The sequence below is a fragment of the Demequina rhizosphaerae genome (assembly GCF_000971255.1).
Taxonomy (GTDB): Bacteria; Actinomycetota; Actinomycetes; order Actinomycetales; family Demequinaceae; genus Demequina; species Demequina rhizosphaerae.
Window position 1 is genome coordinate 207538 of record NZ_BBMC01000005.1, and the last position, 22601, is coordinate 230138.

A 22601-nucleotide genomic window follows, 5' to 3' on the forward strand; every position below is an offset into this window, starting at 1 on the left:
CTCGCGGGTGACGATGCGGGCCTAGCCGGAGAACCCGGGCGGCGCCATGCCGCCGCCCTGCTGCATCCCACCGCCGGGCATCTGTCCCATCTGCGGCCCCTCGGAGGACTCGTCGTCGCTGCTGAGGCCGGAGAGCAGGCCGCCGGAACCATCGCTTGCCTCCTCGTCGTCGGACGTGAGGTCCGCGGTGAGGTCGGCGAGGATGACCTCGTCGCCGTCCTCGAGACCGGAGGCGATCTCGGTGTAGACCGCGCCGATCGCGCCGGTCTCGACCGCGACGTCGGTCGCGAGGCCGTCCTCGCCGATCACCTGCACCGTGGCGTCGCCGGCGGCGTCCGCGACGGCGGACGTCGGCACGACGAGCACGCCGGACGCGCCCGCGACGGTGATGGTCATGCGGGTGGCCGCGCCGATCCGGATCGAGAAGCCCGGGTCGGGCACCGCGATGGTGACGGCGTACGACTGCGAGAAGTCGTTGCCCGAGTTGACGTTGCTCACGCTCGACACCACGCCGTCGACCACGTCGCCGCTGCTGCTCAGCGTGAGCTCGGCCTCCTGGCCGACCTCGAGCAGCTGGGCCTCGGTGAGGCTGACGGACAGCTCGACGAGGTACGAGTTGTCCGCGACCAGCGTGATGGCGGCGGTCGTGTCGCCGGCGCTCACCGTGCCGTCCTCGTCCATGCCGACCGCCACGATCGTGCCGGCCACGGGAGCGCGCAGCACCGCGTACTCGACCTGCTGCTGCGCCACCTTGAGCGCGGCACGCGCCGCCGTGATCTCGGCCTTGTCCGCGAGGATGTCCGCCGCGCTGGGCACGGTCTCCTCTTGGGCCGACCCACCGGACATGGCGTCCTGCGACTGGTCGTCGGAGCCGTCGTCGGACGAGCCGCCCAGCGAACCGGTCGCGTCGTCCAGCCCGCTCGTGCCGTCGAGGCCGCCCACGGCGCCGCTCGAGCCGTCCTGAGACTGGGCGGCGTCGTCGCCGGGCATCCCGGCGTCGCCGCCCTGGGAGCCGGTCGCGCGGCTGGAGTCGCCGGTCCCGCCGCTGGAGTCGCCGGAGCCGTCGCCGCCTGTGCCGCCGGCGTCGCCGGATGCCGCGATGGCGTCCTGAAGCGCCGCCACTGCCTCGTCGACGGCCGTCGCGAGCTCCATGAGCGACGCCTGCGCCTCGATCGACTCCTGCGACGCCGCGAGCGCCGCCGCCGTCGCCTCCTGGCAGGCCGCGAGCGCCTCGGCGGCATCGGTCGCGCCCGCGTCGTCGGACGCGTCGTCCGCCGCATCGTCCACACCGTCGTCGGAGCCGTCGTCCGTGCTCTCGTCGGCGGCCGTGAAGGCGGTGCAGATCTCCTGCGCGTCGGCGGCGGCCTGCTGCGCCGTCTCGAGGAGCGCCTGCGCGACGTCGTACTGGTCGAGCAGCGCCTGCTGCGCGGCGAGCAGCGCCGCGCGCGCCGCCTCGACCGCGTCGGCGGACGTGTCCTCGGCCGCCTGGACGATGCGCGTGTCGGCGGGCACGTAGACCGCCGAGACCACCGTCGCGGCGGTCACGCCCGAATCGGAGCCGGACCCCGACCCGGACCCGGAATCGGAGGAGTACGACGCCGACTCCGCGGTCGTGGTGCTCGACGTGGCCGAGCTCTGCGCCTCGAGGTCGTCGGCGAGCGCCTCCTTGGCGTCCGCGAGCGCCTCCTCGGCCTCTGCGACCGCGTCCTCCAGATCGCTCGTGTCGAGGCGGGCGAGCACGTCGCCTGCCTCGACCGTGTCGCCCTCGGCGACCTTGACCTTCGCGACCGTGCCGTCGACCTGGAACGCGAGGTCCTCCTGGGTTGCCGACGCGATCGCGCCGGTCGCGGTGAGCGTCTGGGTGACGTCGCCGGACTCGACCGACGCGGTCCGGTAGGTCGCCGAGGCCGACGATCCTCCCGTGAGCACCGCGACGGCCGCGACCGCGCCGACCGCGACGGGCGCGGCGATCAGCCGCAACCGCCAGCTCCGCACGAGCTCCGCTGCCTGCGCCATCACTCCCCGCTCTCGCCCATGGGGCCGCCGTCGCCGCGCTCGCCGGGCATGCCGCCCTGGCCACCGCCGAAGCCCATCGCGGAGACGCAACCGTCGTCTCCCCCGTCGAAGACGTAGATCTCGGTCGCCGCGTAGCCGCCCGCGTCGTCCGACTCGCCGTCCGCCGTCAGGCACAGGCCCGCGACGACAGCCTCGGCGTCGGCGCCCTCGGTGCCCGTGATCTCCGCATCGGCGTCGACCGCGACCTCGGTCTCCTCGCCGTCGGTGCCCTCGACGGTGAGCCCGTCCGAGCTCACCGCGGTGACGGTGCCCGCCACCCGCGACGAGTCGTCGAAGCCGCCGCCGGGCATCTCTCCGTCGCCCGGGGCGCCCGACGGCAGGTCGGACGGCACCTCGCCGAGCTCCGCGCCGTCCGTGGGCATGTCGCTGGGCATGTCGGTCGGCATCTCGCCCCCCTCGGGCATCTCGCCGCCCATGCGCCCGCCCGCGCCGCCGAAGCCCAGCGAGCACGAGCCGTCCTCGTCCGCCTCGGTCACGGTGATCGCGGTCGCCGAGTCGTCGTCGCCGAGCGTCGCGACCACGCACGCGCCGAGCGCGATGTCCGCGAGCGCGAGTTCGACCTGCTGCGTGAAGGCGGTGTCGTCGGTCCAGCTCACGGCCGTCTGCGTGGACCCGTCCTGGACCTGCGCGAGCCCGTCGGACACGTACGAGATCTCGCCGGTGAGGCCCGACGGCTCGCGCTCCATGGCCTCGCCTCCCCCGCCGCCCTCGATGGAGCCGAGCACGGCGTCGGACGATGCGGCGGGCGCCGACTCCTCGGTGGACGACGCGGCCTCGCCGGACGAGCAGCCGGCGAGCAGCCCGGCGCACAGGGTCGCCGCCACGATCGACATGCGGGTCTTGTTCATCTTCGATTCCTGTTCTCTGTGCTTCACGTTCACTGGTCGCGGAGGGCGTCGATGGGGGCCAGCCGGGCGGCACGGGCCGCGGGGTACACGCCGAAGATCGCGCCGATGCCGACCGCGACGACGACCGACACGACGAGCGCGAGGCCCGAGACGACGATGGTCGAGCCGAGCACCGACGGCAGGGCGAGCGCGAGGCCGACACCGATGATCACGCCGACCGCGCCGCCGCTGAGGCCGAGGATCATCGCCTCGATGAGGAACTGGTTGCGGATGTTCGCGGGCGCCGCGCCGAGCGCCTTGCGCAGGCCGATCTCGCGGGTGCGCTCGGTGACCGACACGAGCATGATGTTCATCACCCCGATGCCGCCGACCAGCAGGGCGAGCGCCGCGATGCCGGTGAGGAGCACGGTGAGCTTCTCGTACACCGACGTGGCCGCGTCGAGCAGCGAGTCCTGCACCTCGACGGTGAAGTCCGCGTCGTCCGCGCTGGCGATGCCGTGGAGGTTGAGCAGCAGCGCGGTGGTCTCCTGCGAGGCCGCGCTGAGCGAGTCGGACGAGGCCGCCTTGACGTAGATCGTGTCGACGGACTCGCTGTTGCCCGAGTCGTCGAGCCGCTCGACCATCGTGGTCATGGGGACCACGGCGATGTCGTCGAGCGAGGTCTCGCCCGACGAGCCCGCCTCGGCGAGGACGCCGACGACCTCGAGCGCCTCGCCGTCGATCGTGACCTCCTGGCCCACCACGCTGGTGGTGCCGAACAGCTCCTCGGCGGTCTCGGCGCCCAGGACGATGACGCTCGCCCCGTCCGCCGCATCGTCCTCCGTGAAGAAGCTGCCGTAGAGCAGATCGCGCGAGCGCACCTCGGGCCAGCTGGTCGACGTGCCCGTGACGTCCGTGGTCCAGTTGCTCTCGCCGTACTCGAGCGAGAGGCTCGACGCCTTCTCCGGCGCGACGTCCGCGGCGTCGGGCACCGCGACCTCGGACGCGAGCGCGTCGGCGTCGGTGAGCGTGAGCGTCTCGCCGCTGCCGAAGCCGCCGCGCATCCCGCTCTCGTCGGTGGACGAGCCCGGGGAGACGATGAGCAGGTCGGATCCGAGGGCCGCGATCTGCTCGCTCACGTCCTTCTGCGTGCCGAGGCCGAGGCCCACGGTGAGCACCACGGACGCGATGCCGACGACGATGCCCAGCATCGTCAGGGCGGACCGCATCTTGTGCGTGCGGATCGCTCGCCACGAGCTGGCGAGCAGGTCGGCGGGCCTCACTTGGCGATCTCCGTTCCCGCGCCGACGAACTGGCCGTCGGTGACGTTGTAGACGGTGCCGGCGCGCGCGGCGACGTCGGACTCGTGGGTGATGAGGACGATGGTGCTGCCCTCCGCGTGGAGGTCGTCGAGCATGCCGAGCACGTCGCGCGTCGAGTGCGAGTCGAGGTTTCCGGTGGGCTCGTCCGCGAGCACGATCGCGGGCTCGGTCACGAGGGCCCGCGCGATCGCGACGCGCTGCTGCTGGCCGCCGGACAGCTGGCCCGGGTGGTTGCGGCTCTTGTCCCCCAGGCCGACGCGCTGGAGCGCGACCATGGCGCGCTCGCGACGCTCGGCCGGGGCCACGCCCGCGTAGACGAGCGGCAGCTCGACGTTGCCCAGCGCGGTGAGGCTCGACAGCAGGTGGAACTGCTGGAAGACGAAGCCGATGCGGCGGTTGCGCGCGGAGGCGAGCGCCACCTCGTCCATCTGGGACACGTCCTCGCCGGCCAGGACGTACCGGCCGGAGGTGAGCACGTCGAGGCAGCCGAGGATGTTCATGAGCGTGGACTTGCCGGAGCCCGAGGGCCCGACGATGGCGACGTACTCGCCCGGGAAGATCCGGCAGTCGATGCCGCGCAGGGCCTCGAACTCGATGTCGCCCGTGTGATAGGTCTTGCGGGCGCCGCTCAGCTCGATCACCGGGGCGGCGACGTCGAGCGGATCCCTCGTGATGACGGTCATGTCGGTCCTTGTCGTTGTCGATGCGGGGGCGGGCGGGCCTACTGGCCCGGCATCGCGCCCGTGCCGCCGGGCATCTGGCCGCCGGTGGGCATCTCGCCGCCGCCGGGGAACTCGCCGTTCATGCGCAGGTCGCCGCTGTCGTCGTTGGAGTCCGAGCCGGAGCCGCCGGACGCCGCCGCCGCGACGGCGAGCAGCTCGCCCTCCTCGAGTCCGTCGAGAACCTCGGTGTAGCTGCCGATCGTGTCGCCCAGGGTGACCTCGCGCTGCTCCTCCGCGCCCGCATCGTCCACCACCGTGACGGTCGAGACGCCGTCCGCGGTGGTGACCGCGTTGGTCGGGATCGCGAGGACGTCGACCTGGCGGAGGTAGACGATGTCCGCGGTGACGGAGGTGCCCTCGTACAGGCCCTCGACGTCGCCGGTGACCTGGAGGTCGACCGCGTAGGTCGCGCTGCCGCCCGTCGTCGTGGGGAGGTTGGCGATGTCGGTGACGACGCCGAAGAACTCGCCGTCGACGTCGTCGGCGGTGAAGGTCACCTGGTTGCCCTCGGCGATCTGGGCGACCTCGTCCTCGGACAGGCTCACGGAGACGGTCCACTCGTCCTGTCCGACGATCGTCACGCCGCTGTCGGTCGAGGTGGTCGCCGCGGTGGTGGTCATGCCGCCCGCCTGGGTCGAGGAGCCGGAGCTGCCGGACGATCCCGCCGACACCACATCGCCGACCTCGTAGGGCTGCGCGGTCACGAGGCCCGCCATGTCCGCGACGAGCTCGGCGTCGCCCATCGCCGCGCGGGCCGTCCTCACGCTCTTCTTGAGCACGGCGACCTGCGCCTCGGCGGCGGAGATCTGCGCCGCGCTCGCGTCGGAGTCGTCGCCCGCGTCCTCGAGGTTCGCGAGCGTGGCCTTCGCCTGGGCGAGCTCGGCCTGCGCGGAGCGCAGCGCGGCGGTGAGCTGGAGCGTGTCGATCTTGGCGATCACGTCGCCCTCCGCGACCACGTCGCCGGCCTCGACATACACCGCGGTGACCTCGCCGGAGGCCTCGAAGGCGAGCGAGTCGGTCGCGACCGCGGCGAGCGTGCCGGACGCCGACACCGACTCCTCAAGGGTCTGGAGGCCCACGGTCACGGTCTGCGTGCCGGCGTCCTCCATGGCGAGTCCGCCCTGCTCCTGGTCACCTCCCCCGCCCCACAGGGTCATCGCGCCGGCGCCGAGGCCGGCACCGGCCAGCACGGCTCCAGCAGGGATCCCCCACGTCCGTACGCGGGTCCACCGGGAAGGGTTCTTGGGCATCGTCCGTCCGTTCGATCATCGCCGACTGTCGATGCGAAGGTATGGACGGTTCCTGGGAGATGGCTGGCAATCGGATAAGGGCACCATAAGCACCCGCGCAGGAGCGGGAAGCTCCTGCTAGAAGCCGGGTCAGGCGGGTCCGACGCGGACCGACACGCGCTCGCGTCCGGCGATGTCCGCGGCCAGCGAGCGCACCTGGTCGGCGGTCACCGCGTGGACGTCGTCGAGCATCTCCGCGATGGACCACAGGTCCCCGAAGACGAGCTCGGCCTTGCCCAGCCGGGACATGCGCGAGTACGAGTCCTCGAGGCGCAGCACCATCGAGCCGGCGATCTGGCCCTTGGCGCGCTCGAGCTCGCCCGCCGTCACGCCCTCGGCCATGCGCTCGAGCTCGATGCCCATGAGCCGCTCGACCTCGTCGACCTTCGCGGGCGTGCACGCGCCGTAGACGCCGAACACGCCGGTCTCGGTGCTGGGCGCGCCGAACGAGTACACGGCGTACGTGAGGCCGCGCTTCTCGCGGATCTCCTGGAACAGGCGCGACGACATGCCGCCGCCGAGGATCGCGTTGTACACGGCCAGCACGCTGCGGCGCTCGTCGGTGGCGCTGAAGCCGCGCGTGCCGAGCAGGACATGCGCCTGCTCGAGCTCGTGGCGGCGGATCCGCACCTCCGGGGTGAGGGACGCCTCGACGGGCGCGTGGCGGTCGCGGCGCCCGGCGGGCACGACGCCGTCGGCGAGATCCCAGCCGCCCTGGACCAGCGCATCGGCCACCATGGCGCACACGGCGTCGTGGTCCACTCCCCCGGCCGCCGTGACGATGAGCCCCTCCGGCGTGTAGTGCTGCCGGTAGTGCTCCCACACCGCGTCGCGGGTCACCGCCTCGATGATCTCGGGGGTGCCGCCGATGGGACGGCCCAGCACATGGCCGCCGAGCACGGCCTCGGTGAAGCGCTCGTGGATGACGTCGCCCGGGTCGTCCTCGTTCATCGCGAGCTCCTCGAGGATGACCCCGCGCTCCATGTCGAAGTCGGACTGGTCGAGCCGCGCGCTCGTGACCATGTCGAGGATGACGTCGATGGCCATCGGCAGGTCGGTGTCGATCACCCGCGCGTAGTAGCAGGTGTACTCCTTGCCGGTGAGCGCGTTGGACTCGCCGCCGACCCGGTCGAACTCCTCGGCGATGTCGAGCGCGCTGCGGCGGGCCGTGCCCTTGAACAGCAGGTGCTCGAGGAAGTGGGTCGAGCCGGCGTGCTCGGGGGCCTCGTCGCGCGAGCCCACGCCGATCCACGCGCCGAGCGTCGCCGAGCGCATGCCCGGGATCTGCTCGGTGAGCACGCGCACCCCGCCCGGGAGCACCGACCGGCGGATCACCGCGCCGTGGTCCTGCTCGATGGTGAGGTCGGAGCCGATGGCTCCCGCGTGCACGAGGGGAAGCATGTGGGGCATGAGGGCGAGCCTAGTCGCGGCGGGTTGGCCTCACCCACCGGCCCGTCCGGCACGCCTGGCGGACCGATCCCGGATGGATCCTGCATGCGTGCCGGTTCCGACCTCCATGACGGACGATGCCGGGGGACGTCCGCCATCCAGGCTGGCCCGGCCGCCGCATCGTGCCCCGGGAACGCCGCAGGGGCGGCCCGGCGAACCGGACCGCCCCTGCGGACGTGGAACGTGAAGCGCTTACGCCTCGACGGTCTCCTCGGCCTCGGCGGAACCCTCCGCACCGGCCTCCTCGACCACGCCGAGCGAGAGCTTGCCGCGCGGGTCGACCTCGGTGATCTCCACCTGGATCTTCTGACCGACGGACAGGACGTCCTCGACGTTCTCGACGCGCTTGCCGCCCACGAGCTTGCGGATCTGCGAGATGTGCAGCAGACCGTCCTTGCCCGGGGTGAGCGAGATGAAGGCGCCGAACGCGACGGTCTTCACCACGGTGCCGACGAAGCGCTCGCCGACCTCGGGGACGTGCGGGTTCGCGATCGCGTTGATCGCGGCGCGCGCGGCCTCCGCCGACGGGCCGTCGGTGGCGCCGATGTACACGGTGCCGTCGTCCTCGATCGAGATGTCGGCGCCCGTGTCGTCCTGGATCTGGTTGATCATCTTGCCCTTGGGGCCGATGACCTCGCCGATCTTGTCGACGGGGATGCGCACCGCGATGACGCGCGGGGCGTGCGGGCTCATCTCGTCGGGCTCGGAGATAGCCTGCGCCATCACGCCGAGGATGTGGACGCGGGCGTCGTACGCCTGCTGCAGCGCGCCGGCCAGGACCGAGGCGGGGATGCCGTCGAGCTTGGTGTCGAGCTGGATCGCGGTGACGAACTCGCTGGTACCGGCGACCTTGAAGTCCATGTCGCCGAACGCGTCCTCGGCACCGAGGATGTCGGTGAGCGCCGCGTAGCGGGTCTCGCCGTCGACCGTGTCGGACACGAGGCCCATCGCGATGCCCGCGACGGGGGCCTTGAGCGGCACACCCGCGTTGAGCATGGCGAGCGTCGAGGCGCAGACCGAGCCCATCGAGGTCGAGCCGTTCGAGCCGAGCGCCTCCGACACCTCACGGATCGCGTAGGGGAAGTCCTCGCGCGACGGGAGCACGGGCACCAGGGCACGCTCGGCGAGCGCGCCGTGGCCGATCTCGCGGCGCTTCGGGCTGCCCACACGACCGGTCTCACCCGTCGAGAACGGCGGGAAGTTGTAGTGGTGCATGTAGCGCTTGTGCGTCTCGGGCGAGAACGAGTCGATCTGCTGCTCCATCTTGAGCATGTTCAGCGTCGTGATGCCCATGATCTGGGTCTCGCCACGCTCGAAGATCGCCGAGCCGTGCACGCGCGGGACCACGGCGACCTCGGCCGACAGCGGACGGATGTCCTTGAGGCCGCGGCCGTCGATGCGGACGCCGTCCTTGAGGATGCGCTGGCGGATGGTCTGCTTGGTGACCGAGCGGACGACCGCCGAGATCTCCTTCTCGCGGCCCTCGAACTGGCCGGCGAACTGGTCGAGCGCGCCCGCCTTGATCTCGTCGAGGCGGTTCTCGCGGGTCTGCTTGTCGGCGATCTGGAGCGCCTCGGCGAGGTCGCCCTCGATCGCGGGCGCCACGGCGGCGAACACGTCGTCCTGGTAGTCGAGGAAGCGCGGGAACTCCGCGGTCTCCTTGGCGGCCTTGGCGGCGACGTCGGCCTGCGCCTCGCACAGCGCGCGGATGAACGGCTTCGCGGCCTCGAGGCCCTCGGCCACGACGGTCTCGGTGGGCGCCTGCGCACCCTCGGAGACGAGCTCGAAGGCGTTCTCGGTCGCCTCGGCCTCGACCATCATGATCGCGACGTCGTCACCGACGACGCGACCGGCGACGACCATGTTGAAGACCGCGTTCTCCATCTCCGACCAGCGCGGGAAGCACACCCACTGGCCCTCGACGAGCGCGATGCGCACGCCGCCGATGGGGCCCGAGAAGGGCAGGCCGGCGAGCTGCGTCGACATCGAGGCCGCGTTGATCGCGACGACGTCGTACTGGTCGTCCGGGTGGATCGCGAGGACGTCGACGACGACCTGGATCTCGTTGCGCAGGCCCGACACGAACGACGGGCGCAGCGGACGGTCGATCAGACGGCAGGTGAGGATCGCGTCCGTGGTGGGACGGCCCTCGCGACGGAAGAACGAGCCGGGGATCTTGCCCGCGGCGTACTGGCGCTCCTCGACGTCGACGGTCAGGGGGAAGAAGTCGAAGCCGTCGCGCGGCGCCTTGGAGGCGGTCGTCGCGGACAGCAGCATGGTCTCGCCGTCGAGGTAGGCGACGGCGGAGCCGGCGGCCTGCTTGGCGAGACGTCCCGTCTCGAACCGGACGGTGCGGGTGCCGAAGCGACCGTTGTCGATCGTGGCCTCGGCGAACTGGATCTCAGGACCCTCCATCAGGAGTTGCTCCTTGCCTATTCGTGGCAGGCAGGCGGATGCGGCTCGCGCCGCGTCACTGATCGTCAGTCGAAACGCGCAGAACGATCCCCGTCGAGGAGGGGGTTCTGATCGTCACCACCGAGGATCAGCATCCGGCTGGCCTGCCAGGTTGAGTTGGTCGGCTCGGACATCCGAGCCGCGTCAATCCTAACAGCACGGAGGGACGATGCGGCGGGCGGGGCGCGCGCGGAAAGGCCCGCGCATCGTGCCCGGATACGCGAAAGCCCGGCCGCTTCGACCCCTGAGGGGAGCGGCCGGGCGAACGCGTGGGCTGCGCTTAGCGGCGCAGGCCGAGACGCTCGATGAGCGCGCGGTAACGGTTGATGTCCGTCTTCGCGAGGTAGTTCAGGAGGTTGCGGCGACGGCCGACCATGAGGAGCAGGCCACGACGCGAGTGGTGGTCGTGCTTGTGCTCCTTGAGGTGCTCCGTCAGGTCCTTGATGCGCTGGGTGAGGACCGCGACCTGGACCTCCGGAGAGCCGGTGTCGCCCTCGTGGGTCGCGTACTCGGTCATGATGGACTGCTTCACTGCTGCGTCGAGCGCCACTGTGTACTCTCTCTCGTTCGTTGCGCGGCGCACCCGGGCATGTTCTCCGGGGCACTGGGATCCGCGGCCGTTCTACGGCGACTGTCCATGGTACAGGACGCGGGACGATGCGCGCGACCGGGGCTACCTCGCCCCGGGCTCGCCCCCGGTGTTGTGCCGGATCGACTGGGAGGTGGGATCACCGTAGTACGCCTGACGGCGTCTCTCCTCCTCGGTCTCCCCCGGCCGACGCTGCGGGACGGGCTGGGACTCGGGGCGTCGCCCCGCCGCGAAGACCGGGTCGCCCGCGTGGGCGCCCTCCTCGCGCGCCGGACCGCCGACCCCCGACTGAGGGATGGGCCCGGTCGGGCCGATCTCCGGCGGGGTGAGCCCGCGGCCGCCGCCGCCCTCGCGCAGGCGGCGCTCGATGAACGTCGCGAGGCGGGACACGCCCATGTTGATGAGGATGTAGATCGAGGCGCCCACGAGGAACAGCGGGATGACGTACTGGTCGCCGAAGTAGTCGCGGTTGTTCTTGATGGTCCGCAGCAGCTCGGGGTACGCGACGATGTAGCCGAGCGAGGTGTCCTTGAGCAGCACCACGATCTGGCTCACGAGCGCGGGCAGCATGATCCTCACCGCCTGCGGCAGCTCGATGAGCAGCGTGGTGCGCATGGTCGACAGGCCGATGCTGAGCCCCGCCTCGCGCTGGCCCTTGGGCAGCGCCGCGAGGCCCGCGCGCAGGATCTCCGCGACCACCGCCGCGTTGTAGACGACCAGTCCGAAGACCACCGACCACAGCGGCGACCACCCGAACACGAGCTTCGCGAGGAACATCAGCATGAGCACGGGCAGGCCGCGCGCGAGCTCGGTGGTGACGGCCGCGGGCCCGGACAGCCAGCGGGTGCGCGCGCCGCGCCGGATGATCGCGATGCCGCCGCCGATGAGGAGCGCGATGGGCGCCGCGATCGCGGCCGCCTTGAGCGTGTTGCCCAGTCCCCTCGCCAGCGACATCCACACGTCGGCCGCGGTCTGGTTCTTGGGCGGGTCCCACAGGATGGCCCAGCGGTCGTCGAAGATCCCGCGCTGGTACCAGGCGTACGCGATCCAGGCCGCGATCGCGACGAACGCCAGGGAGAACGTCCAGTTGAGGATCCGGTCGAGCCGCTTCGCGCGGGGGCCGGGGGCGTCGTAGAGGACCGATCCGCTCATCGTGCGAACGCCACCTTCCGCTCGACCTGCCCGGCGAGGACGCCGAGCGGGATGGTGATGACGAGGTACATGAGCGCGAGCCCGAAGAAGATGAAGAAGCCGTCGGACGGGTGCGCGTTGGTGAGGCGCTGCTGGATCGCGACGATCTCGGTGTACGCGAAGCCGGCCGCGACCGAGGTGTTCTTGGTGAGCGCGATGAGCACCGAGATGAGCGGCGGGATCGAGGTGCGCCACGCCTGCGGCAGCACCACCTGCGACAGCGTCTGGCCGAACGTGAGCCCGATGCTGCGCGCGGCCTCCGCCTGGCCGATGCCCACCGAGTTGACGCCCGAGCGCAGCGCCTCGCACACGAACGAGCTCGTGTACAGCGTGAGCGCGACGACGGCGGGCCAGAAGCCGAGCTCCGGGAACAGCAGCCCGAAGCTGGGGGCGACGAAGACCCAGAAGAAGAACATGAGCGTGAGCGGGGTGTTCCTCACGAGCTCGACGTACGCCGTGCCGAAGCTGCGCAGCGGTCCCACGGGCGACACGCGCATCGTCGCCAGGGCCGTGCCCCACACGAGCGCGAGCACCCCCGACACCGCGGTGAGCGTCAGCGTCGCGAGGAACGCGCCCCAGATGAGGCCGAACTCCTCGATGAACGTCGTCATGCGATCCTCCGGACGGGCCGTGCGGCCCCTCGGTCGAGGGGCCGCACGGCGATGTCGCTAGTTCTCGTAGCGGTCGACGGTCGGGACGTCCGGCTCCGGGAGCACGGTGCCCGCGGTCGCGTTCCACGCCTCCAGCCAGCGGCCGTCCTCGAAGATCTCCTCGAGCACGTCGTTGATCCAGTCGCGGAACTCGTCGTCGTCGTGCGCGAGGCCGATGCCGTAGGGCTCCTCGGTGAAGGGCTCGCCCACCACCTTGAAGTCCTCCGGGTACTCCGCCACGTAGCCGGCGAGGATGACGTTGTCGGTGGTGACCACGTCGACCTGGCCGTTGCGCAGCGGCTCGAGGCAGTCGGTGTACGCCGCGAAGAGCGACAGGTTCGCGTCGGGGTAGTTGTCCGCGATGTTCGCCGCGGGCGTCGACCCCTCGACGGAGCAGACGTTCTTGCCCGCGAGGTCGTCCGGGCTCATGATGTCCTCGTTGTCGACGGAGACCATGAGCGCCTGACCGGCGTTGTAGTACGGCCCGGCGAAGCTCACGAGCTCCTTGCGCTCGTCGTTGATCGTGTAGGTCGCCACGACGATGTCGACCGTGCCGTCCTCGATGAACGGCTCGCGGTTCGCGGACACGGTCTCGACCCACTCGATGCCGTCCTCGTCGATGCCGAGCTCGGACGCGATGATCTTGCCGATCTCGACGTCGAAGCCCTCGGGGTCGCCGCTCGGCGCGAGCAGCCCGAACAGCGGCTGGTCGAACTTGGTGCCGATGGTGATGGCGCCCGCGTCGGCCAGGGCCGCCATCGTGCTGCCCTCCGCGAACTCGCCCGCCGACATCGAGTCGTCGGCGCCCATCGAGCCCGACTCGTCGCTCTCGGAACCGTCGTCCGACGAGCAGGCCGCGAGCAGCGCCGCCGCCGCGACTCCCAGGGCGGCCGCTGCCGCCTTCCTCCGGATCATCATGGTCCTTCTCCTCTCCCCCGCCCGTGCAGGGCGTTGACTCGTGGAACTGCGGGAACCCCTAGTGCGTGAGGATCTTCGACAGGAAGTCCTTGGCCCGCTCGGACTGCGGGTTCGTGAAGAACTCCTCCGGCTCGGCCTCCTCCTGGATGAGGCCGTCCGCCATGAACACCACGCGGTTCGCGGCCTTGCGCGCGAAGCCCATCTCGTGGGTGACGACGATCATCGTCATGCCCTCGCGGGCGAGCGACACCATGACGTCGAGCACCTCGTTGATCATCTCGGGGTCGAGCGCGCTCGTGGGCTCGTCGAAGAGCATCACCTTGGGCTTCATCGCGAGCGACCGGGCGATGGCGACGCGCTGCTGCTGGCCGCCGGAGAGCTGCGCCGGGTACTTGTGCGCCTGGTTGGCCACGCCGACGCGCTCGAGCAGCGCCATCGCCTCCTGCTCGGCCTGCTTGCGCGACTCCTTCTTCACCTTGATGGGTCCGAGGGTGACGTTCTCGAGGATCGTCTTGTGCGCGAAGAGGTTGAAGGCCTGGAAGACCATGCCGACGTCGGCACGCAGGTGCGCGAGGGACTTGCCCTCCTGCGGCAGCGGCTGCCCGTCGATGGCGATGGATCCCGTGTCGATGGTCTCGAGGCGGTTGATCGCGCGGCACAGGGTCGACTTGCCGGACCCGGACGGGCCGATGACGACGATCACCTCGCCGCGCGAGACGGTGAGGTCGATGTCGTTGAGCACGTGCAGCTCGCCGAAGTGCTTGTTGACCTTGTCGAGCACCACGAGAGCGTCGGAAGCGTCTGACATCTTTCGACCATAGACCCGCGGACCGGACGCCGCTCGGCGGAGACCGGATCGTGACCGAGACTTAATCGCCTGGTAACACCGCCCTGCGGGACATCATGCGCGGACGGCGAGCACCTCGCGGCACCAGTCGACGTCCTCGCCGAGCGCGGTCACGAGCGCGTCCAGCGAGCCGAAATCGAGCATGGGACGGCGCCACTCGACGAGGTCGAGCGCGACCTCCGCGTCGTAGAGGTCGAGGTCGTCGCGGTCGATGACGTACGCCTCGATGCGCAGGTCCGTGCCTCCGACCGTGTAGTTCATGCCCAGGCTGATCGCGGCGGGCAGCCGCCGCCCCGCGACGGCCTCCGCGTGCGCGTTGCCGCGGGCGTCGAGCACCGTGAGCCACCCGGCGTACACGCCGTGGCGCGGGATCATGCCCGCGGTGTGGTCGAGGTTCGCGGTCGGGAAGCCGATCTCGCGGCCGCGCTTGTCCCCGTGGATCACCGTGCCGCGCACGCGGTGCTCGCGGCCGAGCACCTCGTTCGCGCCCGGCAGGTCGCCCGCGTCGAGCAGCTCGCGCACCCAGGTCGACGACCAGCGCCGGCCCGACTCGGAGACCGCGCACGCGTCGTCGATGATGTCGACCTCGAAGCCGAGCTCCGCACCCAGGTCGTGCATCGTCTGCACGTCGCCCGCGTTGCCGCGCCCGAAACGCGTGTCGCGGCCTACGACGACGCACGAGGCGCGCATGCCGCGCACGAGGTAGTCGGCCACGAACTCCTCGGGCGTCTGGCGCGCGAAGTCGAGCGTGTAGCGCACCACCAGGACGCCGTCGAGGCCGATGGCCGCGAGCCGCTCCAGCCGGTCGTCGAGCCCGGTGATGAGCTCGGGCTGGTGGGCCGGGTCGTGCACCGCCTTGGGGTGCGGGTCGAACGTCATGGCGAGGGCGACATGGCCGCGCGCGCGGGCGTCCGCGACCATGCGGCCGAGCACGGCCTGGTGGCCGCGGTGGACGCCGTCGAAGTTGCCGAGCGTGACCACGGCGGGGCCGAGGTCGGGGATCTCGGCCAGCGAGCGCCACACGTGCATGCCGGTCATTGTGCCCTACGCGTCCGCGCCGCCCGCGCCGGGGGACGATGCGGCGGCGGGCTCGAACACGACGACGGGCTTGGCGCGGCCCGCCTTGGGCTCGACGATGGCGACCGCGCGCGGTCCGGGCGCGATCGCGACGGTCGGGCCGTCGGGCCGCGCGTCGATCCACTGGCCGAAGCCGAGAGCGGTGGCGTCCCGCTCGGACACGTCGAGCACCGGGAGCGTGGCCGCGGCGGCCTCGGCGAGCCCCACGCGGGGCAGCGGCTCGCCGGACTCCACGACCGCGCCGAGATCCTCGAGCGTGCGCGCGAGGTCGAGCCCGATGCCGCCCACGCGCGTGCGGCGCAGCGCGGTGAGGTGCCCGCCGACGCCGAGCGCGGCGCCGAGGTCGCGCGCGAGCGCCCGGACGTACGTGCCCGAGGACACGTCGACGCGGACGTCGAGGTCCACCACCGCATCGTGCCGACGCACGTCGACCACGTCGAAGCGCGACACGGTGACGGGCCGCTCGGGGAGCTCGACTTCCTCTCCCCCGCGGACGCGCGCGTACGCGCGCTTGCCGTCGACCTTGATCGCGCTCACGGCGCTGGGCCGCTGGAGGATGTCGCCCGTGAGGCGGACGACCGCGGAACGGATGGCCTCGTCCGTGACCGTGGACGCGTCCACGGTCGCGGTGACCTCTCCCTCCGCGTCGTCCGTCACGGTCGACTGCCCGAGCCGGATGGTGGCGTCGTACGCCTTGTCGTGCCCGACGATGTACGTGAGCAGCTTGGTCGCACGACCGATGCCGACGACGAGCACGCCCGTCGCCATGGGGTCGAGCGTGCCGGCGTGGCCGACCTTGGAGGTCTGGGCCAGGCGCCGGACACGCGCGACCACGTCGTGGGACGTCCAGCCCTGAGGCTTGTCGATCACGACGATGCCGGGCGCCGGCTCGGGGCCGCCGCGGCGTCCCATCGGCTAGCTCTCGTCCTCGTCGGCGTCGTCCTCGGGGCGGCGGTACGGGTCCGCCTCGCCCGCGTACTGCGCGTTCTCGCGCAGCCGCTTGAGCTCCTCGTCCCGCACGTGCGCCTCGTGGAGGGCACGGTCGAGCGACGCGGCCGTCTCCGGCACGGCGTCGAGGTGGAACTCGAGCGACGGCGTGAGGCGGATGCCGAGCTGCGAGCCCACGAGGGAGCGCAGGCGGCCCTTGGCCTTCTGCAGCGCCTTCGCGGCGTCCTCACGCTCGGCATCCCCGCCCAGCACGGTGTAGAACACGGACGCCTGCTGGAGGTCGCCGGTGACGCGCACATCGGTCACCGTGACGAACCCCAGCCGCGGGTCCTTGATCTCGGTCTGGAGCGCGCGGGCGACGATCTTCTTGATCGTGCCCGCGAGCTTCAGAGCCCTCGCCTTGTCAGCCATCAGGACCTCGGGATCTCGACCATCTCGAAGGTCTCGATGATGTCGCCGACCTGGATGTCGTTGAACTTGCCGAGGCCGATACCGCACTCGTAGCCGTCGCGCACCTCGGTGGCGTCGTCCTTGAAGCGGCGCAGCGTCTCGATCGTCGGCTCGCCGATGACCACGCCGTTGCGCACGACCTTCGCCTTGGCGTTGCGGCGGATGACACCGGTGCGCACGAGCGAACCGGCGATGTTGCCGAACTTGGACGAACGGAAGATCTCCATGATCTCCGCGCCACCGACCTGCTTCTCCTCGAACTCCGGCTTGAGCATGCCCTTGAGCGAGGCCTCGACGTCCTCGAGCGCGCGGTAGATGACCGAGTAGAAGCGCATGTCCACGCCCTCGCGGTCCGCGAGCTCCTGGACGCGCTCGGCCGGACGCACGTTGAAGCCGAGGATGATCGCGTTGTCGACCGTCGCGAGGTTGACGTCGTTCTGCGTCACCGCACCGACACCGCGGTGGATGATGCGCAGGTCGACCTCGTCGCCCACGTCGATCTGGAGCAGCGCGTCCTCGAGGGCCTCGACGGCACCGGACACGTCACCCTTGATGATGAGGTTGAGGGTGTCCACCTTGCCCTCCTCGAGGGCCTTGTTGAAGTCCTCGAGGGAGATGCGCTTGCGACGCTTGGCCAGCTGGGCGGCACGCTCGGCGGCCTCACGCTTCTCGGCGATCTGACGCGCGGTGCGGTCGTCGTCGGCCACCAGGAAGGTGTCGCCGGCGCGGGGCACCGAGGTCAGGCCGATGACCATGACCGGACGCGCCGGCGTGGCCTCGGAGACCTGGTTGTCGTGCTCGTCGAACATCGCTCGGACGCGGCCGTAGGCCGTTCCCGCGACGATGGCGTCGCCGACCTTCAGCGTGCCCGAGTTGACCAGGACGGTCGCCACGGCGCCGCGGCCCTTGTCGAGGTGCGCCTCGACGGCCACGCCGCGCGCGTCCTTGTTCGGGTTCGCGCGGAGGTCGAGACCCGCATCGGCGGTGAGCAGGACGGCCTCGAGGAGGCTGTCGATGCCCTTGCCCTGGAGCGCGGAGACGTCGACGAACATCGTGTCGCCGCCGTACTCCTCGGCCACCAGGTTGTACTCGGTGAGCTGCTGGCGGATCTTGGCCGGGTTCGCACCCTCCTTGTCCACCTTGTTGACCGCGACCACGATCGGCACGTTGGCCGCCTGGGCGTGGTTGAGCGCCTCGATGGTCTGCGGCATCACGCCGTCGTCCGCCGCGACCACGAGGATCGCGATGTCGGTGACCTTGGCACCACGGGCACGCATGGCGGTGAACGCCTCGTGACCCGGGGTGTCGATGAACGTGATGGCGCGGTCGTTGCCCTCGTGGGTCGTGTGGACCTGGTAGGCGCCGATGTGCTGGGTGATGCCGCCGGCCTCGCCGGAGATGACGTCCGCCTTGCGGATCGAGTCCAGCAGGCGGGTCTTTCCGTGGTCGACGTGACCCATGACGGTGACGATCGGGGCGCGGGCCTCGAGCTCCTCATCGGTCTCGGCCGCAAGCTCGGCCTCGATGTCGATGTTGAAGTCCTCGAGGAGCTCGCGGTCCTCCTCCTCGGGGGACACGATCTGGATCACGTAGCCGAGCTCGCTGCCGAGGGCCTCGAAGGTGCCCTCGTCGAGCGACTGCGTCGCGGTCGCCATCTCGCCCAGGTGGAACAGGACGGTGACGAGCGACGCGGGGTTGACGTCGATCTTCTCGGCGAAGTCCGTGAGCGTCGCGCCGCGGCGCAGGCGGATCAGGGTCGAGCCGTCGCCGCGCGGGATCTGCACGCCGCCGATCGCCGGGGCCTGCTGCTGCTCGTACTCTGCCCGCTTCGCGCGCTTCGACTTGCGACCGCGGACGGGCTTGCCGCCTGCACGGCCGAACGCACCAGCGGTGCCGCCGCCGCGACCGCGGCCACCGGGGGCCGGACGACCGCCGGGGCCGCCGAAGCCGCCGGGACGACCCGGACCACCGGGTCCACCGGGGCCGCCCTGGCCGCCGACCGGACGCGGGCCGAAGCCGCGACCCGGGGTGCCCTGCGGGCCGCCGGGACGGGCGCCGCCGGGCGCGCCGGGACGGCCACCGCCGCCGCCGGCACCGCCGCCGCCACCGGGACGGGCACCGGGCCGGTTGGCCTGGAACGGGTTGTTGCCGCCCGGACGCGGACGCGGGCGCGGGCCCGCCGAACGGTCGCTGAACGGGTTGTTGCCGGCCGGGCGCGGGCGCGGGCGCGGCATGTCGCTGGGCAGCGGCACGTTGGGCTTCGGGGCGCCGGGCTTCGGCGCGGCCTTGGCCGCGGGCTTCTCGGCCGCGGGGGCGGCCTTCTGCTCGGACTTCTCCTCGGCCTTCGCCGGCTTCGGACCGGGGCGGGGGCCGGGCTTCGACGCCGCGGGCGCGGGGGCCGGCGCGGCGGGCTTCTCGGCGGCCGACGCGGCGGGCGCCGGCGCAGGCTTGGGGCCGGGCTTGGGGGCGCCGGGCTTGGACGCGGGCTTGGCGGCGGCGGGCTTCGCCGGCGCGGACGCCGCGGCAGGCGCGGACTTGGCCGCGGGGAAGGCCTCACGGGCCTTCCGCACCACGGGGGCCTCCAGGGTGGAGGACGGACCCTTGACGTACTCGCCAAGCTCGTTGAGCTTGCCGATCAGGTCCTTGCTCGAGACTCCGAGCTCCTTCGCGATCTCATGGACGCGGGGCTTTGCCACTTCTCTCCTGTCTCGGCTCGCCCAAGACAGGGTCGAGCCATCGTTACGGCTGGGTGCTCATCGTGAGCTGCTCATCGCTGGGCCATGGGCTTTCATCCCGTCTGATTCGATGGTGGGCACGGTCCGCGCTAGCCGACCTCGAGGCCGGTGACGTCCAGCTCCGCCACGCGCAGCGCGCGTGGCAGGGCCCTTCGTCTCAGCGCCTGTGCGAGGCACTGCGGGTCGGGGTGCAGCCAGGCTCCCCGTCCCGGCAGGTTGCGACGCTCGTCGACGACCGCACGGCCGTCCACGCACGCCACCCGCACAAGGACCGACCGAGATCCCCGACCCCTGCATCCGACGCACGTCCGCACGGGTTCCTGAGGAACGGTGGCGGGGGCGCCGACGTCACGAGACGGGTCTCTCGGCTTCACCAGTCTAGCGGATCCCCGTCAGCGCCCGGAGCCGGCTCGCCCGGGGACGTCCGGCTGCTCGTCCGAGCGGATGTCGATGCGCCACCCCGTGAGGCGGGCGGCGAGGCGGGCGTTCTGCCCCTCCTTGCCGATGGCGAGCGACAGGTGAAAGTCCGGGACGACGACGCGGGCGGCGCGCGCCTCCTCGTCGACGACCTCGACCGACACGACGCGCGACGGCGACAGCGCGTTGCCCACGAAGGTCGCCGGGTCGTCGTCCCAGTCGATGATGTCGATCTTCTCGCCGCGCAGCTCGCTCATGACGGCGCGCACGCGCGAGCCCATGGGGCCGATGCACGCGCCCTTGGCGTTGACGCCGGGCACGGTCGCGCGGACCGCGAGCTTGGTGCGGTGGCCGGCCTCGCGGGCGAGGCTCATGATCTCGACGGTGCCGTCGGCGATCTCCGGAACCTCGAGCTCGAAGAGCTTGCGCACGAGCCCGGGGTGGGTGCGCGACAGCGTGATCGACGGGCCCTTGGCGCCGCGCGAGATGTCGAGGACGAAGCCCTTGAGGCGCTCGCCGTGCACGTACACCTCGGTCGGCACCTGCTCGTGCGGGGGCAGCACGGCCTCGACGTCGCCCAGGTCGACGTGGACGTTCTTGGGGTCCGAGGACTGCTGGATCACGCCGGACACGAGGCTGCCCTCGCGGCCCGCGTACTCGCCCAGCACCGCATCGTCCCCTGCCTGGCGCAGGCGCTGGAAGATGACCTGCCGCGCGGTGGAGGTCGCGATGCGGCCGAAGTCGGCCGGGGTGTGGTCGAACTCGGGCAGGTCGGCGGGGTCCTGGCCCTCCTCGGGCTCCTCGCGGGCCATGATCGTCACCTTGCCGGTGACGCGGTCGAGGTGCGCGCGGGCGTGCCGGTAGGCGCCCGGCGTCTTGTGGTACGCGGAGACGAGCGCCTGCTCGATCGCGTCGACAAGCACGTCCAGACGGATGTCCTTCTCGCGCTCGAGGCCCCGCAGGGCCTGCATGTCGATGTCCATGTCCTAGTTCTCTCCCAGCCTCTTGAGCTCCACGACGATGCGACCGTCCGTGACCTCGCCGAGCGGCACACGCCGCTCCTCGCCGTCGACGTCGAGCACCAGCTCGTCCCCGTCGACGTCGGTGAGGCGTCCCTGGAGCGTGCCGTCCGCGAGGCGCAGCGCCAGCATGCGCGTCCGTGCGCGCAGGAAGTGGCGGCGCTCGGTGAGGACGCGGTCGGTTCCGGGGGTCGAGACCTCGAGGACGTACGGCGTGGAGGGCACGTTCGCCTCGTCGAGCGCGGCGCCGATGCGGCGGGAGGCCTCGGCGACGGCGTCCAGGTCGGCGCTGCCGACCTCGGTCTCCGGCAGGTCGACGGTGACGAGCACGCGCGAGCGCTTGCCCGCGGCCGTGACGTCCACCCCCTCGACGACGAGTCCTGCGGCCTCGGCCTCCGGCGCGGCGAGCTCGATGATGCGGCTCGTGATGTCCATGGCATCGCCTCCCACGCGCGGCGCGCGCTCCGTTGCTGAAATTCGGTCGAGGGACATTCTAGGACCCTCGCGGGGGCGTGTCATGATGGCGCCCATGGCGCCGCTCCCCTCCCGCGTGATCCGCGCGGTCGCGGCCGCCGGGGCGGCCACGGTGCTGCTCACCGCGTGCTCGTGGCGCGTCGAGACGCCGCCGATCCCGTCACGCACCCCCACGCCCACCGTGGTCCTGCGCGACGAGGCGGCGCTGCGCGAGCAGGCCGTCGTCGACGCCGCGGACTCCACCGACCTCGGCGTGATCGAGTCCGGGCTCGCTCCCGAGCGGCTCGCGGCCCTGGGCGGCGTCTACGTCGAGTACCCGTCCGCCTCCCCCGAGCCCGACACGACCGTCTCCGCGGCGCCGTCGCTCGACGCGGCGGTCCAGGACGCGATCGACGAGGCGCTCGCCGCCGCCGACGCCGCCACCGAGGACGATCCGGGGCTCGCCGCGATGCTGCGCTCGATCGCGCTGTCCCACTCGCTCGCGGTCGCCGCACCCGGCGTCGCCGGGGCCGCGCCCGCCGAGCGCGCCATGCCCGGCGTCGGGGACGAGGCGACGGGCCCGTGGACGCCGACGGAGGACACCGCGGTCGACGGGAACACCCTCGCCGCGCTCGCCGTGGCGCACGACCGCGCCTCGTTCGCGTACGAGGTGGCGGCCGCGCGCGCGAGCGGCAAGGAGCGCACGCGGGCGCTCACGCGCTCGCGCCTGCACGATGCGCGCGCCGAGGCGCTGCTGGCCCTCCCGGGCGTCGACGACCTGCGGGAGCCGCTGTACGAAGTGCCGCCCGCGGGCACCGAGACGCGCAAGGCCCGTGCCGCCACCGAGCGGGCGGTCGAGGTCGAGCTCGCGGAGTCCTACGCCGCGCTGATCGACGGCGCGGCGCCCGACGACGTGCCGTGGGTGCTCAACGCCTCGTACGACGCGTGGATGCGCGCCGCCGCGCTCGCCGGCTTCGACCTGGGCTCGCTCCCGGCGCTGCCGGGGCTCAGCGTCTCCTGACCCGAGCACCCGAGCACCTCTCCACACACGCGCGACCGTCCCCCGCCCGGGGCCCGGCGTGTCGCGCGCAACACGCCGGGGATCCCCCCTCCCTGCGCCGGGTGGCGTGTGGAGGGGTGTCCGGATCGCGTGGAGGGGTCTCCGGCG

General features: G+C 71.9%; 20 protein-coding genes. 1 reads left to right on the top strand and 19 read right to left on the bottom strand.

What is annotated here, in order from left to right; genetic code table 11:
• Positions 1-21: 21 nt before the first annotated feature.
• From AOM07_RS09025 to rimP, 19 genes are all read right to left on the bottom strand, one after another.
• On the bottom strand, positions 22-2016 hold the full coding sequence (locus AOM07_RS09025; RefSeq protein ID WP_062312968.1) for an efflux RND transporter periplasmic adaptor subunit: 1995 nt from the start codon (positions 2014-2016) through the stop codon (positions 22-24).
• A complete protein-coding gene (locus AOM07_RS09030; RefSeq protein ID WP_062312970.1) occupies positions 2016-2924 on the bottom strand; it encodes a hypothetical protein in 909 nt (302 codons plus the stop codon). Before AOM07_RS09030 ends, AOM07_RS09025 begins: the two co-directional genes overlap by 1 nt.
• Before the next feature lie 29 nt (positions 2925-2953).
• Complete coding sequence (locus AOM07_RS09035; RefSeq protein WP_228374421.1) at positions 2954-4186, bottom strand: ABC transporter permease; 1233 nt, start codon at positions 4184-4186, stop codon at positions 2954-2956.
• Entirely contained in the window at positions 4183-4908 is a 726-nt protein-coding gene (locus tag AOM07_RS09040; protein WP_062312973.1) for an ABC transporter ATP-binding protein, read from the bottom strand. The genes AOM07_RS09035 and AOM07_RS09040 overlap by 4 nt, the downstream gene beginning before the upstream one ends.
• Before the next feature lie 38 nt (positions 4909-4946).
• On the bottom strand, positions 4947-6137 hold the full coding sequence (locus AOM07_RS09045) for an efflux RND transporter periplasmic adaptor subunit (protein ID WP_062312975.1): 1191 nt from the start codon (positions 6135-6137) through the stop codon (positions 4947-4949).
• 189 nt (positions 6138-6326) lie between these two features.
• On the bottom strand, positions 6327-7646 hold the full coding sequence (locus tag AOM07_RS09050) for a M16 family metallopeptidase (RefSeq protein WP_062312977.1): 1320 nt from the start codon (positions 7644-7646) through the stop codon (positions 6327-6329).
• Between the two features lie 231 nt (positions 7647-7877).
• A complete protein-coding gene (locus AOM07_RS09055) occupies positions 7878-10100 on the bottom strand; it encodes a polyribonucleotide nucleotidyltransferase (protein WP_062312979.1) in 2223 nt (740 codons plus the stop codon).
• A gap of 319 nt (positions 10101-10419) precedes the next feature.
• Positions 10420-10689: a 30S ribosomal protein S15 gene (gene rpsO, locus AOM07_RS09060; RefSeq protein ID WP_062297203.1), complete on the bottom strand. Its 270-nt coding sequence runs from the start codon at positions 10687-10689 to the stop codon at positions 10420-10422.
• Positions 10690-10812: 123 nt separating this feature from the next.
• Positions 10813-11880 carry an amino acid ABC transporter permease gene (locus AOM07_RS09065; RefSeq protein WP_082101535.1) on the bottom strand — a complete coding sequence of 356 codons (1068 nt, stop codon included), beginning with the start codon at positions 11878-11880 and terminating at the stop codon, positions 10813-10815.
• Positions 11877-12530 (bottom strand): amino acid ABC transporter permease, encoded by a 654-nt coding sequence (locus AOM07_RS09070; RefSeq protein ID WP_062312981.1) that lies wholly within the window; start codon positions 12528-12530, stop codon positions 11877-11879. Before AOM07_RS09070 ends, AOM07_RS09065 begins: the two co-directional genes overlap by 4 nt.
• A gap of 57 nt (positions 12531-12587) precedes the next feature.
• On the bottom strand, positions 12588-13484 hold the full coding sequence (locus AOM07_RS09075) for a glutamate ABC transporter substrate-binding protein (protein ID WP_439644854.1): 897 nt from the start codon (positions 13482-13484) through the stop codon (positions 12588-12590).
• A gap of 61 nt (positions 13485-13545) precedes the next feature.
• Complete coding sequence (locus AOM07_RS09080) at positions 13546-14295, bottom strand: amino acid ABC transporter ATP-binding protein (RefSeq protein ID WP_062312985.1); 750 nt, start codon at positions 14293-14295, stop codon at positions 13546-13548.
• A gap of 93 nt (positions 14296-14388) precedes the next feature.
• Complete coding sequence (locus AOM07_RS09085; protein ID WP_062313079.1) at positions 14389-15363, bottom strand: bifunctional riboflavin kinase/FAD synthetase; 975 nt, start codon at positions 15361-15363, stop codon at positions 14389-14391.
• Positions 15364-15378: 15 nt separating this feature from the next.
• Positions 15379-16323 carry a tRNA pseudouridine(55) synthase TruB gene (gene truB / locus AOM07_RS09090; protein ID WP_062312987.1) on the bottom strand — a complete coding sequence of 315 codons (945 nt, stop codon included), beginning with the start codon at positions 16321-16323 and terminating at the stop codon, positions 15379-15381.
• A gap of 3 nt (positions 16324-16326) precedes the next feature.
• A complete protein-coding gene (rbfA, locus tag AOM07_RS09095; RefSeq protein ID WP_062312989.1) occupies positions 16327-16770 on the bottom strand; it encodes a 30S ribosome-binding factor RbfA in 444 nt (147 codons plus the stop codon).
• The gene (infB, locus tag AOM07_RS09100) at positions 16770-19505 is read right to left on the bottom strand and encodes a translation initiation factor IF-2 (protein WP_062312991.1); all 2736 of its coding nucleotides are present in this window, start codon (positions 19503-19505) and stop codon (positions 16770-16772) included. Before infB ends, rbfA begins: the two co-directional genes overlap by 1 nt.
• 128 nt (positions 19506-19633) lie before the next feature.
• Complete coding sequence (locus tag AOM07_RS09105) at positions 19634-19795, bottom strand: DUF448 domain-containing protein (protein ID WP_267127673.1); 162 nt, start codon at positions 19793-19795, stop codon at positions 19634-19636.
• Between the two features lie 141 nt (positions 19796-19936).
• Complete coding sequence (gene nusA, locus AOM07_RS09110; RefSeq protein WP_062312995.1) at positions 19937-20944, bottom strand: transcription termination factor NusA; 1008 nt, start codon at positions 20942-20944, stop codon at positions 19937-19939.
• A 3-nt stretch (positions 20945-20947) separates the two neighbouring features.
• Positions 20948-21415: a ribosome maturation factor RimP gene (gene rimP / locus AOM07_RS09115; protein ID WP_062312998.1), complete on the bottom strand. Its 468-nt coding sequence runs from the start codon at positions 21413-21415 to the stop codon at positions 20948-20950.
• Between the two features lie 94 nt (positions 21416-21509).
• Here rimP and AOM07_RS09120 point away from each other — a divergent pair, with 94 nt between their 5' ends.
• Positions 21510-22454 (top strand): DUF4439 domain-containing protein, encoded by a 945-nt coding sequence (locus tag AOM07_RS09120; protein WP_084830218.1) that lies wholly within the window; start codon positions 21510-21512, stop codon positions 22452-22454.
• The last annotated feature ends 147 nt before the right edge of the window (positions 22455-22601 follow it).

Coding starts and splice junctions, on each gene's coding strand:
- AOM07_RS09080 (WP_062312985.1), bottom strand. CDS start 14,295: ATGTCAGACGCTTCCGACGCTCTCGTGGTGCTCGACAAGGTCAACAAG.
- AOM07_RS09070 (WP_062312981.1), bottom strand. CDS start 12,530: ATGACGACGTTCATCGAGGAGTTCGGCCTCATCTGGGGCGCGTTCCTC.
- AOM07_RS09120 (WP_084830218.1), top strand. CDS start 21,510: ATGGCGCCGCTCCCCTCCCGCGTGATCCGCGCGGTCGCGGCCGCCGGG.
- AOM07_RS09040 (WP_062312973.1), bottom strand. CDS start 4,908: ATGACCGTCATCACGAGGGATCCGCTCGACGTCGCCGCCCCGGTGATC.
- AOM07_RS09085 (WP_062313079.1), bottom strand. CDS start 15,363: ATGCACGTGTGGCGCTCGCTGGCCGAGATCCCCGACCTCGGCCCCGCC.
- AOM07_RS09075 (WP_439644854.1), bottom strand. CDS start 13,484: ATGATCCGGAGGAAGGCGGCAGCGGCCGCCCTGGGAGTCGCGGCGGCG.
- AOM07_RS09050 (WP_062312977.1), bottom strand. CDS start 7,646: ATGCCCCACATGCTTCCCCTCGTGCACGCGGGAGCCATCGGCTCCGAC.
- AOM07_RS09025 (WP_062312968.1), bottom strand. CDS start 2,016: ATGGCGCAGGCAGCGGAGCTCGTGCGGAGCTGGCGGTTGCGGCTGATC.
- AOM07_RS09065 (WP_082101535.1), bottom strand. CDS start 11,880: ATGAGCGGATCGGTCCTCTACGACGCCCCCGGCCCCCGCGCGAAGCGG.
- rimP (WP_062312998.1), bottom strand. CDS start 21,415: ATGGACATCACGAGCCGCATCATCGAGCTCGCCGCGCCGGAGGCCGAG.
- truB (WP_062312987.1), bottom strand. CDS start 16,323: ATGGGACGCCGCGGCGGCCCCGAGCCGGCGCCCGGCATCGTCGTGATC.
- AOM07_RS09030 (WP_062312970.1), bottom strand. CDS start 2,924: ATGAACAAGACCCGCATGTCGATCGTGGCGGCGACCCTGTGCGCCGGG.
- rbfA (WP_062312989.1), bottom strand. CDS start 16,770: ATGGCTGACAAGGCGAGGGCTCTGAAGCTCGCGGGCACGATCAAGAAG.
- AOM07_RS09055 (WP_062312979.1), bottom strand. CDS start 10,100: ATGGAGGGTCCTGAGATCCAGTTCGCCGAGGCCACGATCGACAACGGT.
- nusA (WP_062312995.1), bottom strand. CDS start 20,944: ATGGACATCGACATGCAGGCCCTGCGGGGCCTCGAGCGCGAGAAGGAC.